This is a genomic window from Rhizobium gallicum bv. gallicum R602sp, assembly GCF_000816845.1.
Lineage (GTDB): Bacteria > Pseudomonadota > Alphaproteobacteria > Rhizobiales > Rhizobiaceae > Rhizobium > Rhizobium gallicum.
Map to the genome: position 1 here is coordinate 95,406 of NZ_CP006879.1, position 15,169 is coordinate 110,574.

The 15,169-nt window shown below is 58.9% G+C and carries 14 protein-coding genes and 1 pseudogene; 6 read left to right on the plus strand and 9 right to left on the minus strand.

Going from position 1 to position 15,169, the window contains the following annotated elements; all coding sequences use genetic code 11:
* Positions 1-50: 50 nt before the first annotated feature.
* The 7 genes from RGR602_RS21440 to RGR602_RS21470 form a co-directional block, all read right to left on the minus strand.
* Positions 51-551, minus strand: coding sequence for a hypothetical protein (locus RGR602_RS21440; protein ID WP_040114437.1), 501 nt, complete (start codon positions 549-551; stop codon positions 51-53).
* 206 nt (positions 552-757) lie between these two features.
* Positions 758-1,927 (minus strand): N-acetylglucosamine-6-phosphate deacetylase, encoded by a 1,170-nt coding sequence (nagA, locus tag RGR602_RS21445; RefSeq protein WP_040114150.1) that lies wholly within the window; start codon positions 1,925-1,927, stop codon positions 758-760.
* Entirely contained in the window at positions 1,924-2,958 is a 1,035-nt protein-coding gene (locus tag RGR602_RS21450) for an SIS domain-containing protein (RefSeq protein WP_170250299.1), read from the minus strand. The genes nagA and RGR602_RS21450 overlap by 4 nt, the downstream gene beginning before the upstream one ends.
* Positions 2,959-2,986: 28 nt before the next feature.
* On the minus strand, positions 2,987-3,754 hold the full coding sequence (locus RGR602_RS21455) for a GntR family transcriptional regulator (protein ID WP_040114151.1): 768 nt from the start codon (positions 3,752-3,754) through the stop codon (positions 2,987-2,989).
* On the minus strand, positions 3,744-4,631 hold the full coding sequence (locus RGR602_RS21460; RefSeq protein WP_040114152.1) for an N-acetylglucosamine kinase: 888 nt from the start codon (positions 4,629-4,631) through the stop codon (positions 3,744-3,746). Before RGR602_RS21460 ends, RGR602_RS21455 begins: the two co-directional genes overlap by 11 nt.
* 396 nt (positions 4,632-5,027) lie before the next feature.
* Entirely contained in the window at positions 5,028-5,339 is a 312-nt protein-coding gene (locus RGR602_RS21465) for a hypothetical protein (RefSeq protein ID WP_040114153.1), read from the minus strand.
* Between the two features lie 23 nt (positions 5,340-5,362).
* Entirely contained in the window at positions 5,363-6,622 is a 1,260-nt protein-coding gene (locus RGR602_RS21470) for an ROK family transcriptional regulator (protein ID WP_040114154.1), read from the minus strand.
* 271 nt (positions 6,623-6,893) lie between these two features.
* On the opposite strand from RGR602_RS21470, the gene RGR602_RS21475 reads away from it, so the two are divergent.
* The 6 genes and pseudogenes from RGR602_RS21475 to RGR602_RS38580 form a co-directional block, all read left to right on the plus strand.
* Positions 6,894-8,360, plus strand: coding sequence for an ABC transporter substrate-binding protein (locus tag RGR602_RS21475; protein WP_040114155.1), 1,467 nt, complete (start codon positions 6,894-6,896; stop codon positions 8,358-8,360).
* Between the two features lie 71 nt (positions 8,361-8,431).
* The gene (locus RGR602_RS21480; RefSeq protein ID WP_040114439.1) at positions 8,432-9,361 is read left to right on the plus strand and encodes a carbohydrate ABC transporter permease; all 930 of its coding nucleotides are present in this window, start codon (positions 8,432-8,434) and stop codon (positions 9,359-9,361) included.
* Between the two features lies 1 nt (position 9,362).
* Positions 9,363-10,193 carry a carbohydrate ABC transporter permease gene (locus RGR602_RS21485; RefSeq protein WP_040114156.1) on the plus strand — a complete coding sequence of 277 codons (831 nt, stop codon included), beginning with the start codon at positions 9,363-9,365 and terminating at the stop codon, positions 10,191-10,193.
* Between the two features lie 31 nt (positions 10,194-10,224).
* Positions 10,225-11,250, plus strand: a complete 1,026-nt coding sequence (locus RGR602_RS21490) for a Gfo/Idh/MocA family protein (RefSeq protein WP_040114157.1) — start codon at positions 10,225-10,227, stop codon at positions 11,248-11,250.
* A gap of 78 nt (positions 11,251-11,328) precedes the next feature.
* Positions 11,329-12,495 (plus strand): ABC transporter ATP-binding protein, encoded by a 1,167-nt coding sequence (locus RGR602_RS21495; protein ID WP_040114158.1) that lies wholly within the window; start codon positions 11,329-11,331, stop codon positions 12,493-12,495.
* Positions 12,496-12,673: 178 nt separating this feature from the next.
* A pseudogene (locus RGR602_RS38580) lies at positions 12,674-12,887 on the plus strand (methyl-accepting chemotaxis protein); the annotation flags it as partial.
* A gap of 720 nt (positions 12,888-13,607) precedes the next feature.
* Here RGR602_RS38580 and RGR602_RS21505 read toward each other — a convergent pair.
* Together RGR602_RS21505 and RGR602_RS36060 are read right to left on the minus strand one after the other, a co-directional pair.
* Positions 13,608-14,327 (minus strand): GntR family transcriptional regulator, encoded by a 720-nt coding sequence (locus RGR602_RS21505; RefSeq protein ID WP_040114160.1) that lies wholly within the window; start codon positions 14,325-14,327, stop codon positions 13,608-13,610.
* 280 nt (positions 14,328-14,607) lie between these two features.
* Positions 14,608-15,111, minus strand: coding sequence for a GNAT family N-acetyltransferase (locus RGR602_RS36060; protein ID WP_082046635.1), 504 nt, complete (start codon positions 15,109-15,111; stop codon positions 14,608-14,610).
* Between the last annotated feature and the right edge of the window lie 58 nt (positions 15,112-15,169).

Consider the following 15,169-nt stretch of genomic DNA (forward strand, 5'->3'; position numbering starts at 1 on the left):
AAGGCCTTCATCGATGGTTTGTTGTCCAATTGCTCGCTCCATTGCTCCGGTCAGGCGTCTTCTCGGCCGCCGCTCCGCTGAAACGGCAGGAACCCGACAAAACCGGTAATTTTCCAAGCGCCATGGTCCTTTGCGCAAAAGAAAACCGATTGCCAGTTCAGTCGTTGTGATCCTCCGTCGGCGAGTGCGATCGCGTCATCGAAGGTTTTCCGCGCCGTGGCAGTGTGTCCCTCGACGCGGATATCGAGCATGTCCGTGGCGCGAAACAACGCGTCGCGCCGGTTCTCCGCATAGTCCGTGGCGGCGGCGCGACGCGCGTCGCCCAGCCAGGCGTCTCGATAGGCTTCAACCGTCGGAAAGCGAACCTCCCAAACAGCCGGATCGAGAGAGCCTTTGGCATCCAGTCCGCAGAAGCCGTCGGACTTGAATGAACCTCCAAAAATGGACCAATCCTCGTTGACGAAGCCGTCGACGTCCTTTCGCACGAGCATTTCCCAAATTGCGTGTCGTTCCTGGTCGGAGGGCGCAAAGGGGTTGGTATCGTAAGCCATCAGTTTGGTCCTCTGATCATAGAATGAGAAATTCATACGCCTCGTGCTCGTGCGACCTGGGGTCGGCGGCTCAAGACTATTGAGGTTAAGCCTGCAAAGTGGTCATAGGGCGCCGGCTCGCCCGGGTTTCGGGGCATGTCCCATATGTCGTTTCCTTGCCCGTATCGACGATGACGACGGCTCCGATCGAAGAGCCATGTACCCCCTTATTGTAAGATTTGTTCGAAAGTCTTCTGACCGCCGATCCAGGTCGACTGAACTCGAAGTTCCGGCGTTAAAATCACGAAATCGGCGTCGGCTCCGGGCATGAGCCGCCCTTTGCGAGCGCCAATCCCAAGTACGTCCGCCGGATAGCTGGAGGCCATGCGGATGGCCTCCTCGAGCGACAGACCAAGTGTCTCGTGCACGAAACGGATGGAGGAAATCATGTCGATATCGGCGCCGGCGAGCGTGCCGTCGGCAAGCGTCAGCCGACCGCCCATGCGAAACACCTCGCGTCCGTTCAAGGCAAAGCGCGTCATGTCAGTGCCGATCGTCGACATCGCATCCGTCACCAGGAACATGCGACCAGGACCCTGCTTGCCGCGGATGGCGATGCCCATGGCCGCCGGATCAACGTGAAAACCGTCAGCGATGATGCCTGCGTGGAGCGCGCCGATCGCCAATCCCGCGCCAACCGCGCCGGGTTCGCGATGGCCAAGGCCACTCATGGCGTTGAAGAGATGTGTGACCGCCAGTGCACCGGCCGCCGCGTAAATGCAGGCCGTTTTGTAGTCCGCATCGGTGTGGCCAAGGCTGACGATGACACCCGCGTCGGCAAGAGCCTTCACCTGTTCCGGAGCCACGTTTTCCGGGGCGATGGTCACCATCAGGCAGCCGAGTGCGGCCGCGCAGCTAAGCAATTCGTCGAGATCCCGGGTCTCCATCGGCCGGATCAGCGATGGATCATGAGCATCCTTGCGGGCGATCGAGAGGTGAGGGCCTTCAAGATGCAGCCCCAGGAAGCCGGGGACGCGAGCAGCCTTCGCCTCGATCCCGGCGGCAATCGCAGTTGCTGTGACCTTCGATGTGTCGGTAATCAATGTCGGCAGCAATGCCGTGGTGCCGAACGGCGCATGTGCCGAGCAGATACCTTGAATGCCTTGGAGCGTCGGCCGCTCATTGAACAGGACGCCGCCGCCGCCATTGACCTGCAGGTCGATAAAGCCCGGCACCAGCAATTGGCCAGGTGCGTGCACTGTTTCAGCGTCATCGATGAGAGCGGCATCCGCAAGGATGGAAAGGACACGGCCTTCTCCGATCAGGAGAGCGGCGTCATCATGCCACTCCAGACCGTCGAAGATCCGTGCGCCCGCTATTGTCCTTGTTCCGCTCATTTGGTCTCCGTCACCTTCTTGAGATGCGCGGGTGCGTCGGGGTTTTGGCCTCGCGCGCGTGACCAGGCTTCCACGAAGCCATAGAAGGGAAGGATGAGTGACAGCGCATCTGTGAGCGGGTGACCGGTCTCAATGGAAGGCAGAGACTTGGCCTTCTCTGCTCGGGTCGAGGTGACACGTACGATTGCACCCTTGGCTTTCAGGCTATCGGCAACGGCGACCGTCGATGCTTCGGCGGCGTCGTGCGAAGCCAGGGCAAGCACCGGGAAATCCGCCCCGACCAGCGCTACGGGTCCATGCAGCACTTCCGCGGCAGAAAACGCTTCCGCATGGACGCCAGTCGTTTCCTTGAACTTTAATGCGGCTTCACTGGCGATCGCCAAAGCCGGCCCACGGCCGAGCACATAAAGAGATTTCGCTTCACCAGCGTCCGCGGCAAATTCCTGCCAATCGAGGCTCACAGCGTCGGCAAAGTGCCTGGGAAGATCCGCCACGGCGCGCTTCAGCGAAGCGTCTCCCGTCCAATGGCCGAGGACCGCGAGGCCAGCGACGATGGAGTTCACATAGGATTTTGTTGCCGCCACCGCATGTTCGGTGCCTGCGAAAATATCCAGTGAATGGCTGCAGGCATCGGCGATCGGCGAAGGCAGCGTGTTTGTCAGCGCAATCGACGTGGCGCCGGCCCGGGTTGCCGCCTCAGCCATGGCGACGATGTCGGGGCTCTTGCCCGATTGCGAAACCGCGATCGCTGCACCGCGGCCAAGTTTCAACTTGGCGCCATAGATCGACGCGAGCGACGGTCCAAGAGAGGCAACCGGTACGCCTGCGGTCAGTTCGATGGCATATTTGAGAAACAGTGCAGCATGGTCCGACGAGCCGCGGGCAATCGTGACGACGAAGGCCGGATCCTTGGTGCGGAACGCTTCCCCGACATCAGCAAAGGCTTTCTCCGATCGCTCAAGCAGCCGGGCAGTCGCTTCAGGGATCTCATCTATCTCGCGGCGCATATTTGTTTGCACAGTTGTCTCCATTTGGAAGGCTCCACCCGAGACCAGGGGCTCAGGTTTCTGGGATCGTGAATTCGTTGACGAAACCGTCGGTGTCGCCCCGACAGAGCGAGCAGGTAAATTCGACTGGCCGGCCGGAACGGAGAAAGCCTACGCGCCTGACCAGGAGACCGGCGGCGCCATCAGCTACGCGAAGCACCGAGGCATCCGGCTCACGAATGGCGCTTGCGAACAGGCGTTGAATCGCGCGCACGGGCCGCGCATCTCTGTCTTGCAGCGCGGCGTAAATCGAGGCCGAGACGCTGAGCGGGTTCGGCAGGAACTCAAGTGGAACGCAGCTGCGTTCTATCGCAAACGGCAAATCTCCGGAGATGCGCAGCCGGGCCAGGCGAGCGACCTTTGCGCCGGCGGAGAGGCCGAGCGCCATCATCTCATCCGATGATGGACTGATGATCTGACGCTCCAGCCATTCGGTTCGCATGTTCGAAGCCAGCCAGAACATGTCCTCGGTCGGCGGCGAGGGTGCGGGCGACGCCGGTTGAGCCAACCCGGCCATCGAACGGGAGACGAAGGTCCCGGAGCCTCGGCGGCGCACGAGCAGGCCATCGCGCACGAGTTCGTCGATCGCTTTGCGAACGGTCACCCGGCTGACCCGCGCGGAGTTGGCGAGATCGCGCTCAGGAGACAATGCATCTCCGCTGCCGAGTCTGCCCGACAGGATCGCCTCTTCGAGGGACCGGCGCAGTTTTTGATAGAGCGGACCAGCGCCCTGCAGATGTATGTCCGCATCTTGAACCGTTGCCGACGGTCTAGCGCTCATGCGCGGAGCTCCGATCGACGCCGTAGCGCGCGAGCGCGAGTGCGACTGCGCCTGTGAGGGCATCGGCTTCGGGTTCTGTCAGACGCGATTGGTGCCGCTTCGCGATCCAGCGTAGATAAAGCGGGGCCAGGCCACCAAGGAGACAGACCTTCTGCGTCCCTTGAGCGACGAGACGATCGAGCACCTCATCTATCGACCAGACGGCAGTCGCCAAGAGAAGCGTTGCGATGACGTCGCCCCGTTCGGCATGTTCAAACACGCGTGGCGCAAAGCGGCCGAAGTCGCCAGGCTTTGCCAGACGCGCGAATTCGACGATTTCTCGTGGGTCGTTGTGAAACTCCGCAAGAACGGAACTGGTGAGGGGGGAGGGGGCGTGAATGCCATCATGAACCAACAGGGTTTCCTGCAGGAGCGCATGACCAATTCGGGCGCCGCTGCCAAGGTCTCCGATCGTAAAGCCCCAGCCTCCTATATATCGCACGTTCTGCCCTTGGCGTTCGATGTAGATCGTGCCCGTACCGAGGATCGCGACAGCGCCATCCTTGTCGCCCAAAGCGCCCTGAAGCGCGATGAGCCCGTCAGACTCGATGTGAGCTTCGGCAAACGGCAGCGATCGACGGACATAATGCACCGCGTCACCCACATTGTGGCCGGCCAAGCCCAGAACCGCAAAGCACTTGGTAATGCCGGCGGGATCGAGACCGGCTTCGACGAACGCTGCACGAGCCCCCTCGATGATATTCTGAAGAGCAGTGTCAGGATCGGAAAGAATATTCGCAGCGCCAGATTTTGCCCGGCCGAGAATGCGGCCATCCCTGTCTGCAACGGCTGCCCGGCAACTCGTTCCGCCACCATCAATGCCAATTAGATAGGTCATGGAGCTCCGTCAGTCTGGAACGCTCGTGTTTGAAAGCGATAGGCGACAGCAGCCACCACCATTTCTGCTGAATAGTATGTTCGTGCGTCGCACAAACATAGGCATAAGTCAAGCCTGATGCAGTGGCTGCTGTTAGCCAGCTCGACGAGATGCACTTGCTTGGCGCAGTTGGACGGAAGATATGGAGCAGTGGCGATACGCGACCGACCGCGCCCAACCTAAGAGATCATCAAGTCCGCATCACCTTGCTTAAAAAGTTCGGATCGCGAAGAAAGCGGAAGTCAAACGCCGACTTGGAATAGCGGTGGAACGAAGACTTTCCAGCGCGGTTCACCGGATCGAGGCATCACTATCCGAAGATGAGCAAAGCCGATGAGACCGTAGGAGCTGTCAGCTCTAGAACTTATAATTATACGCGATGAGCCGTGCCTTGGCTTTCGCAAGCTCCTCCGCAGTGAAGAGCGGATGCCACTTGCCGTTCTCCAGCACCAAGGCTTCTACAGTCAGATCGAGCCGGTTCCGTTCCCACAGGTTCGTATAACCCTCCGAGGCAGAAGCGGAGTTGATGAGATATCGCGCCGTTGCAAGACCACCGCGATCACTCAGCATGCCGAGGAACACATTGGCATTGTATTTGGCCTCGGTCTTGGCCCGTTGGTAGATTGCCATCATCGCACTATCAAACTGCCGCTCGAGATCCGTAGCCATCAAAGGTCTCCAATTATGCCCGTCTAGATGACCAGCTTCAGATGGCTGGACAGGACCAGGCCCGCCGCGCCGCGCAACGCGGTATGGCCCTCGCCGATACCGTTTACCGTGATGGAGATCTCCTGGTTCGGTCGCTTTCGAACCAACTGCTCCACATGCTGCCTGACACGCTCGGCCGCGATATCGCCGCCGCCTGCGATGTCTCCATGCAAGACATAGGAATTGAGAGACAAGGTCTGCTGCAGGTTCAGGATCCCGAAGGCGACGTTGCGTGCATAGCGGTCCAGCAGGTCATCGGCCGCTTTCGATCCTTCGGCGGCTTCGTTTACCAGGCGCGCAGCGGTGATGCTTTCGGGTTCCTCGAAGCCCATCTGTGCTGCCTCCCGCCGCAACCACGGCAGGGCGGCGACGGTTTCCCAACATCCATGCTTGCCGCAGTTGCAGAGCTCGCCATCGATCTGGACCACCGTGTGCCCCAGTTCACCTCCGGAGCCGGCAAGCCCCCGATAGACGCGCCCGTCGATATAGAAGGCTCCACCTAGAACCTCACCGGTATAGATCGCCGCGAAAGTCTGCTGGCCCCGTCCCGGCCCAAACCATCGATCCCCCACAAGCAGCGCGCGCGGATGGTGATCGATGACAACAGGCAATGCGTAATGTTCCTGCAGGATGTCGACCAGGGGCAGGCCCGTTAAAACGGGCGCCAGGTTGACGGCAAGGATCACTCCGTTGTCGCTGTCGATCATGCCGCCCGACGCAATCCCGATTCCGAACGGCGCCCGATTCGCCTGGGAGAGCGTTGCAGACAGCGTATCCTTCATGATCGTCAGGAACGCGTCCCTGTCCCCCCGCGGATCGAATTGCGCCTTCCTCAGCGCCTTGATCTCTCCGCTCAGCGTGACCAGGCATGTCTGGATCCTGCCGGGCAAGAGAAGGACTGCACCGAGCATCGGGGCTTCCGGATTGAAATAGATCGGACGCGCCGGCTTGCCTCCCTTGAAGTCGGAGGGAACGGCGTCGCCTTCAACGAGCAATCCCTCTTCGATCATCGGCTGGACGATGCCCGTAATCGTCGTACGGTTCACCCCTGCCAGACGCGCAAGTTCCGCACGGCTTTTCGGACCGTTGTCGTACAGTGCCTGCAGCACCCGGCCACGATTGATCTCGCCGAGAGTTGATTGGGAGACGAGGGTAACGTTGACGCCACCCTCGCCAGGCAGAACTTCCTTGCTGGAAGGACTGCGCTGCCCAAGCGAGTAGGATGGCTGATTCTCGAACTTCAAAATTTCTCTCCGATTTGCTGCTCGTCTTTCTACCCTGTGAGCGCTTGCTCGACCAGATGGCGATTGCTTGCTTCGTTAGCGTGAACAGTGTCATCAACGGGGCTCGTAAGATTCCATGTGTCGACTTCTTGACAGTACCATAAGTTTGTGCGACGTACAAACATACTGCTGCAGAAAGCAGGATGGAGGGATAACGATCACAAGCGAGCAGGGGCCGATTGGCTCTCCGGTATCGAGTGGGATTGGATTACAGGCAATTGAGGAGGAATTCATGACATTCGATATCGGAAACATGTCGCGCCGGAACATGCTTAAATCAGCGTCTGTCGCCACTCTTTTGGCATCCGGCGTCGGCTCGCTGGTCGCACCACGGGACGCAGGCGCTCAAGACACCAACACTGTGCGCGTTCTGTCGGTCGAAGATCCGTTCTTCTTCTCGATGAAGGCGATGATCCCGGAGTTTGAAAAGGAAACCGGCATCAAGGTCGAGCTGGAAAGCCTCTCTTATGATGCCCTGCAGACACGTCTTGTCTCCGCGTTCGTCGCCAAGACGTCGGATGCAGACGTCATCGCCGTCGACCAGATGTGGCTTGGGCAGTATCTCGACAACGGCTGGATCATTTCGCTCAACGACTTCATTGCCAAGGACAGCGACATCGATCTTTCGGACTTCATTCCCGAGGTTCTCTATTCGTCGAACATGTGGCGCGGGCAGATCGGCACGCTGCCGGTCGCGGCCTACGCGCAGGGCGTCATGTACCGCAAGGATATCTTCGACAACTTCGGCATCGCCGCACCTCCGACCAAGGCCTCCGAAGACTGGACCTGGACGAAATACGTCGAGACGCTGAAGTCGCTCGAAGGAAAGTCGTTCGACGGCAAGCCGCTGTTCCCGACGGTGATCTGTGGGTCGCAGCCGTCCCCGATCACCCACATGTTCACGCAGCTTTCCGTCAGCCATGGCGCGAACTGGTTCAAATCCTTCCCGGGTGCGCCCTGGGACTTCTCCCCGCAGCTCACCGCTCCGGCATGGGCGAAGTCGGTCGAGATCTACCGGCAGCTCTATAAACTGTCGCCGCCCGAGGCGATCAACTACGTTTGGTTCGACGCCGGAACCCGCTTTGCCAAGGGCGATATCGGCATGTTCTACTGGTGGACGCCATATTTTTACCTGGTCAAGAATTCCGGTTACATGACCGGCAAGAAGTCGGATGTCATGGACAAATACGCGACCGCGGCACTGCCGAAGGCCGACGGCGTGGCACAGACGGTCAGCCTTGGCGGCTGGAGCCTGGGTGTCCCGTCCAGTTCCGAGCGGCAGGACAACGGTTACGCCTTCATCAAATGGGCGACATCGAAGGTGACCCAGAAGAAGATGGCCCAATGGCCGGATCTCAACTACCAGTTCTCGGATTTCGCCCGCGTTTCGCTCTATGAGGACGACGAGGTCAAGGCGATCTACCCTTACCTCGATGTGCAATATGCGATGATGAAGCAGGGCAACGGCAAGATCACGCGTCCGCCGGTTCCCGGTTACACCGCAGTTGAAAGCGTGCTCGGTCTCACGCTCAACCAGCTTCTGACGGGCAGCGAAGATCCGAAGACGGCGCTCGAGCGGACGAACAGTCTGTTTGAAAGCATCCTCAAGGGCAATCTCATGATCCCTTACCAGAAGGAAAGCTTCGCCGACACGCTCGACGGTGCCAACGCCCTGATCGGCACGCTCGGCAAGGCGTAATAAATTCTCCTCGGGCCGGCGCGGCAACGCTCGCGCCGGCAAAACGGGTGAAGAAGAACTGGATCTCGATCATGCATTCTACAATCATTCGCTCGCCGCGGGCGCTTGCGCCTGTCCGACGGGGCTTTGTCCGCCGGAACCTGCCCTACCTGCTGATTGCGCCTTCGGTGATCATGCTGCTTGCCCTGATCGCCTACCCGCTGCTCTTTGCCCTCAAATCGAGTTTCTATTTCTGGAACCTGCAGGTCGGGCCGGAGCCGATGGCCTTCGTCGGCCTTGACAACTACGTCCAGGCCATCAATGCCTTCGATTTTCGCGCGGCACTCACCAACACGCTGATCCTCTCGGTCCTGGGCACTGCGATCGAGTTTGGCCTCGGCCTGGCGATCGCGCTGGTCCTGCTCAAGACGCTGCCCGGCATGAATGTCGTGCGCGCGCTTCTGATCCTGCCGACTACCATCGCGCCGATCGTTGTCGGCTTCTTGTTCCGCTATCTCTACGATCCCGGCGGCGGTCTTTTGACCTGGGTGCTGCAGTCTCTTTGGCTGCCGGTTCCAGCAGAAGGTATTCTTGGCTCGCCCTCGACGGCGCTGGCCGCCATCCTGTTCGTCGATATCTGGCAGTGGACGCCATTCTTCGCCATCGTCCTTTATGCAAGCTTGCTCGCTGTTCCCGACGAGATCATCGAGGCCGCACGGCTGGATCGCGCATCGGCCTGGACGATCCTCATGCGCATCAAGCTGCCGCTCATCCGGCGCACGGCGATCATCATCGTCATGCTGCGCTTCATGCAGATATTCAACACCTTCGACACCGTGCTGGTGCTGACACGCGGTGGGCCGGGCACCACCACGCGTACGCTCGGCTATTCGCTCTACGAGCAGGGCCTCGTCAACTTCAATGTCGGGCTCGTCAGCGCGATGACCTGGATCACAGTGCTGATCGTCAACGTCATTGTCGCCCTCTACGTGTTCTTCGCCTTCCGCAATGAGGAGTGGTGATATGTCAAACCGCACGACGTTCTCTACCGCTCTTACCTATGCTGCCGGCCTGCTTTTCCTGGCGATCTTCATCGGCCCGATCCTGTGGTTCCTGGCACTCGCGATTCGTCCAGCGGAAACGGCGTTTACAATGCCGCCGCAGTTCACCTTCGAGCCGACGTTCGATGCCTTCCGGCATATCCTCGTCGATCCCGGCACCAACGCGCCGCAACTGGTGAACTCCCTGATCGTCGCAATCGGCGCCGTGCTGCTTAATCTGCCGTTCTCCGTTCCTGCGGCTTACGCGCTCTCGCGTTTTAAGATGCGCGGCAAGAAGAACATCATGCTCTGGTATCTCGGTCTGTTGATGGCGCCGCCGATTGCATTCCTGATCCCGTATTTCGTGTTGATCACGCGGATCGGCCTGCAGGGCTCCTACTTTTCGATGGTGCTGGTTCTGCAAACACTGACGATCCCGTTTTCGGTCTGGCTGATGAAAAGCTTCATCGACGAGGTGCCGGCAGAGCTGGAGGAGGCCGCCCGGGTCGACGGCGCCCGCTGGTACATGATCATGTGGCGCATCACGCTCCCGATCGTTCGCCCCGGCATCATCGTCACTTCGATGTTCGCCTTCGTTTTTGCCTGGAACAATGCTGCCTTTCCGCTGGTCCTGAGCTCGCGCTCGACCGCCACCCTTCCGATCGGAACGCTTGGATACTTCGCCACCAGCGGCGTGACGTGGAATTACATCGCCGCCGCGGCGGTGCTCGCCATGATCCCGCCGATGATCATCTTCCTGGTTTTCGATCGATACGTCGTCCGGGGCCTCACCTTCGGTTCGGTGAAGGGCTGATCTTTCTACTGTTTGAATGGAGTCATAGAAAATGAGCAAACTTCGCATCGGCGTCATCGGCGCCGGCCTTTGGGGCAACAACCACGCCCACACGTTCAACGTCCTGCCGGAGACCGAACTTGTCGGCGTCTGCGACCTCGATGAGGGCAGGGCGCTCAAGATGAAGGAGAGCTTCGGTGCGGCGGAAGCATTCACCGATTACCAGAAGTTGATCGCCAGCGATCGCATCGACGCAGTGTCCGTGGCGACGCCTGATTTCACGCACACGCCGATCATTCTTGCCGCCCTCAAGGCCGGCAAGCACGTTCTCAGCGAAAAGCCGCTGGCAACGACCGTCATAGAAGCCGAGGAGATCGCCGAGGCTGCCGCGAAGTCCAGCGGAAAGCTGATGATCGACTTCCACAACCGGGTGAACCCGATTCTCGCCCAGGTCCGCGGCATGATCCAGGATGGCCAGATCGGTCTTGCCAAACACGGCACGGCACGGCTGTCGAACACGACATTCGTTCCGTTCCAGATGCTGAGCTGGGCCGCGAAATCCTCTGCACTCTGGTTCCTGGGCAGCCACCTGGTCGACGTCCTGCGCTTCATCCTCGCAGACGAGGTTACCCGCGTCTACGCCGTTGCCCGCTCCGGCACGTTGTCAGCCGGCGGCGTCGATACCAAGGATTTCCACGCATCGATCCTGGAATTCTCCAAGGGCACGGTCGTGACCATGGAGAACAGCTGGATCCTCTCGCGCGACAATCCGTCTCTTGTCGATTTCAAGATCGAGTTCGTTGGCGAGAAGGGTCAGGTTCAGGCCGATCCAACCCATAACGGCGGTCTCCGCCGCATTATGGAGGGCGGCCTGAGATACAACGATTACATCGGCGTAACGCCCACGGGGGCGACCCGGATCGGAGGTTTCGTGCAGGAGTCGATCGCGCGCTTCGTCGACAGTGTGGTGCGCGACGTCCCGTTGCTTGCGGACGCAAACGATGGCCTCGCCAACACCAAGGTTCTGGCCGCGATCGAGGAGTCGGTCGCCAGCGGCAAACCTGTGAACATCGGCTGATGTCGTGACCAACCCTGCGAGGCATTTCATTCCATGGGATGAATTGCCTCGCCACTTGATACTGGGAGTAGATCTATTATGGCGTCCATGACCTTTGACGGGATTGGAAAAACCTATCCGGACGGGACCGTTGCCGTCGCCAATGTGAGCTTCACGGTTGCAGACGGCGAGTTCGTCGTGCTGGTCGGACCGTCGGGCTGCGGTAAATCCACCTTGTTGAGGATGGCGGCCGGGCTTGAGCTGCTCAACAGCGGCCGGCTTCTCATGGACGATCAGGATGTCACCAACACCGAACCGCAGGACCGCGACATCGCGATGGTGTTCCAGAACTACGCGCTCTATCCGCATATGACGGTCTACGAAAACATGGCCTTCGGCCTGCAGCAGCGCAAAATGCCGAAGGACAAGATCGAGAAGCTTGTCCGCGATGCGGCCGATATGCTCGACCTGTCGAAATACCTGCACCGCAAGCCAGGCGCATTGTCAGGCGGCCAGCGCCAGCGCGTTGCGATGGGGCGGGCGATCGTCCGGCATCCCATGGCTTTCCTGATGGACGAGCCTCTCTCCAACCTCGACGCCAAGCTACGGGTCCAGATGCGTGCCGAGCTCAAGCTTCTAAACCAGCGCCTTGGCGTCACGACGCTCTACGTGACCCACGATCAGGTCGAGGCGATGACGATGGGGGATCGGGTTGCTGTGCTCAAGCCCGTCGGCAATAACGAGGAAAGCAACCTGCAGCAGATCGACACGCCGCAACGGCTTTACGACCGGCCGGCGAATATTTTCGTCGCCGGCTTTATCGGTTCGCCGGCAATGAATTTCGTCGGGGTCGAGCTTCGGGTCGAAGCGCAGTCGCTGCGCGCCACGATCGTGGGAACCGGCATCACCTTTTCGGTTCGCGCGAGCGCTGCGCTGTCAGCCTATGCCGGGCGCCAGGTCATCGCCGGCATACGCCCGGAAATGTTTCAGGTGTGTTCCGAGCAGGAGGCGCTGTTCAACGAGCAGATTCCGGTGGCCGAGGCGCTCGGCGCCGACACCTATGTCTTCTTCGACATTGCCTCCCCCGCCGTCACCGTCAGCGACGCCGAGGAACCGGACGACTTCAAACACAAGGGCAAGAACCGGTTGGTGGCGCGTATCCCGCCAGCAGCGACGCCCGCTCCCAACCAGCGACTTCCGATGAAAGTCGACTTGCAAAAGCTGCACTGGTTCGATCCTCTGACAGGAACCGCAATTCGCGACTGATCCAGGTGCTCCATGCAAAAATGTCGTCTGAAACTGTCCCGGCTTTGTTTGTCTGCCTCCCAAGGCGCTTTGGCTGTCGTCGAGCAAAGCTCGGCGGCAGCCATTTTTTCGAACGGCGGGATGTCGGCACATCGGGATCAAATTTCGAGACTAATGGCACCCTAAGGGTAGGAGTGGAGCAGCGATTGACAATAGCGCATCGGAAATACGCCAACGTGCCCAGGATCTATCGAAGCGCACGGAACAAACAACAGGCTGCTTCTCTGCGAGAAACTGCCGCTGCTCTCGATCAGATCACGCGGAAGATCTCCAGTTCCTCCAGACGTACCGAGGAGGCGCGCCAGGTAGCAATGGAGGCGAATGAGTCGGCACGCAGTTCTGGTAGGGTGATGTAAGGCGTTTTCTCCCATGCAAGCCATCGAACAATGCTGCTGAGCGTTGGCAGGGAAACTTGGGAACGCTGCAAGCGCGACGCCACGACCGGTGCCTTCGCTGTCCTGTGCGCCGGCCATTCGGGGCACGTCGAATTTCGATTTCGCAATTCAAGCTGAGAATTGGTTCTGATCACGAGATCACAGACCAAATTTTTACCGGGTGTTTATGACGTGGAAACTCTCGCCCTTTGAAAGATCGTGCCTCTGGTGGATATCGGTGGGCAGGAGTGTCGCCGAAATTGCCTTGCTTGAAGGCAAGGGCGAAGCCGAAATTCGTCTATGTCTGGACCGAGCGGTTGTCTCCCTCGGTGCGACCTCGATGGAGGATGCGCTCAAGAAGGCGAATCTCCTTAGGTCTGATCGCCTGATAGTGCCCCGCTAACACATTGGTAACGTTACCGCTTTTGGCTCCTGGCCTTTACGCGTATGCCTCATTGCTGGCGATATGGGGCAGGGCGCGGATGAGGAGTTCGTCTTGTCACAATGTATCGTTCACGCGCCATCATCGAGCTCCTTCGGCATGAGGCTGGCCGTCTGCCCTGCGGGCAGTTTTGGTGGAGACCCGGATATGCCTTGGGATGCTTCTCGGGAAGAGCCCAAAGCGGGAATCCGCCCGTCCGGTTCTGTGAAGGCAAAAGCCGAATGGCTGAGCTACTCGCTACGATCAGGACCGCGTATTTACAAACTTCTCACCAGCCAAGCAAGACTTGTTGACCGTCGTTCGTTTGCCTCGTGTACGACGCGCGCGAGAGCGCTCTGTTCCACGTCAAGGTGGCTCATTAATGCGGACTCCACCACACTCGTTGCCTTGCCTAGCTGGGGGATCGCACCCATCAGTCTTGCGAGGCTTTTTTCGTAAGAAGGACTAAGCTCCGTCTTAGTTATCTCCATCCGGATAGGATGAGAGCAAAAACAGAATTTGTCGATAATTCTGCAAACCTCGCAATTTGCCGACAGCTGGGCGATATTGGCAAAGATGGTTTCCGCATAGACTGCGAGCTGGTCGCGGGGCGGGTTATCACGCGCACGCCGGCCACTGTCCGGAATATGCGGCGGCACACGCCTTAGTGCGGAGCTGAGGGTTTGACGTGCGACAACATATAAGTCCAATAGCGCCCCTTCCACGAGGGGCCTGGTGAAATAGCCTCTTTGAGGGATGGAGAGAATCTTGCCCTCCGCGGCAAGTCGGATAAGCGCTTCGCGTACCGGGGTCCGACCAAGGTTAAGTTTGGAGGCAAGCTCCTGGTCACTGAGATGTTGCGCCGGCACGCGGGCATAGCTGTAGAGCAATTGAAGAACAGCATTGTAGGCAGTGTCAGCCTTTGCCGGCATCGGTTCACCTGCGAAAACTGGAACGGCTATCCCACGACATTGGAGCGAATTCTCACAGAGCCACATTTTTTTATTTCCTCTGTCGATGTGCTTTGAAGACCGCGTAGCGCGCGGCAAGTTCAAAACACTACACAACTAATTGCCCAGCTTAGGGATTTTGTATGGGCGATGATTTTTGAGGTCTAATATAGACGACAGTCGGGCTGAGGTTAAAGTCTGCGGTTTTTTGACGCGCTGAAGCACATCTGTTGCAGCCTCCGATACCTTCAACGTGGGCACGTCACCTGAGTCTCGGAGGCAAGTTGAGCACTCGAAAGCCAATTCAACTCAGATAAAGTTGCTTGATTTAGCCAGTCCGGGCGCCCAGCAAAATCTTTGTCATTAAAGCCGCGTCGCCATAAGGCGTCCGCACTCGGTCAATGTCCAGCCAGTCATTCTTCATGTAGAGGCCCTTTGCGTCCTCTGTTGTAAGGTAAAGCCTTTCACAGCCGAGGCGCAAAGCTTCGTGCTCCAACCTCTTGATCAGCAACGAAGCTATTCCTTTATTGCGGTGGAATGGATGGACGTATAGCGACTTGAGCCATGGGGAAAGGTCGGGTCTTCCTTTAAAATCGCTCTCGTTCAGGCTGATCATTCCCGCAGGTCTGCCATCTTCGACGGCAACCAATGTCAGCGGCAGAGAACTTTTTGTTGAGGTTTCGAATTCATGCTTCGTCTGCTCGAATGATCCATTGGCTTGGCAACCCCATTGTCCAAACGACCAGCTTGTGCAAACGGGGATCCAATCCCGACAACTCTCCAGATACTCGATCACTATCGGAGATCGAGTATGTATTTGCTTCGCGGCCATCGTTTCTCCCTATTTTACCGGCGTGCCAGACGCTTTTAGATCGAGGCCCATCGTAAGG

What these genes read in the sequence shown, in the direction of transcription:
- RGR602_RS21440 (WP_040114437.1), bottom strand. Translation starts at nt 551, where the DNA reads ATGGCTTACGATACCAACCCCTTTGCGCCCTCCGACCAGGAACGACAC.
- nagA (WP_040114150.1), bottom strand. Translation starts at nt 1,927, where the DNA reads ATGAGCGGAACAAGGACAATAGCGGGCGCACGGATCTTCGACGGTCTG.
- RGR602_RS21450 (WP_170250299.1), bottom strand. Translation starts at nt 2,958, where the DNA reads ATGGAGACAACTGTGCAAACAAATATGCGCCGCGAGATAGATGAGATC.
- RGR602_RS21455 (WP_040114151.1), bottom strand. Translation starts at nt 3,754, where the DNA reads ATGAGCGCTAGACCGTCGGCAACGGTTCAAGATGCGGACATACATCTG.
- RGR602_RS21460 (WP_040114152.1), bottom strand. Translation starts at nt 4,631, where the DNA reads ATGACCTATCTAATTGGCATTGATGGTGGCGGAACGAGTTGCCGGGCA.
- RGR602_RS21465 (WP_040114153.1), bottom strand. Translation starts at nt 5,339, where the DNA reads ATGGCTACGGATCTCGAGCGGCAGTTTGATAGTGCGATGATGGCAATC.
- RGR602_RS21475 (WP_040114155.1), top strand. Translation starts at nt 6,894, where the DNA reads ATGACATTCGATATCGGAAACATGTCGCGCCGGAACATGCTTAAATCA.
- RGR602_RS21480 (WP_040114439.1), top strand. Translation starts at nt 8,432, where the DNA reads ATGCATTCTACAATCATTCGCTCGCCGCGGGCGCTTGCGCCTGTCCGA.
- RGR602_RS21485 (WP_040114156.1), top strand. Translation starts at nt 9,363, where the DNA reads ATGTCAAACCGCACGACGTTCTCTACCGCTCTTACCTATGCTGCCGGC.
- RGR602_RS21490 (WP_040114157.1), top strand. Translation starts at nt 10,225, where the DNA reads ATGAGCAAACTTCGCATCGGCGTCATCGGCGCCGGCCTTTGGGGCAAC.
- RGR602_RS21495 (WP_040114158.1), top strand. Translation starts at nt 11,329, where the DNA reads ATGGCGTCCATGACCTTTGACGGGATTGGAAAAACCTATCCGGACGGG.
- RGR602_RS21505 (WP_040114160.1), bottom strand. Translation starts at nt 14,327, where the DNA reads ATGTGGCTCTGTGAGAATTCGCTCCAATGTCGTGGGATAGCCGTTCCA.
- RGR602_RS36060 (WP_082046635.1), bottom strand. Translation starts at nt 15,111, where the DNA reads ATGGCCGCGAAGCAAATACATACTCGATCTCCGATAGTGATCGAGTAT.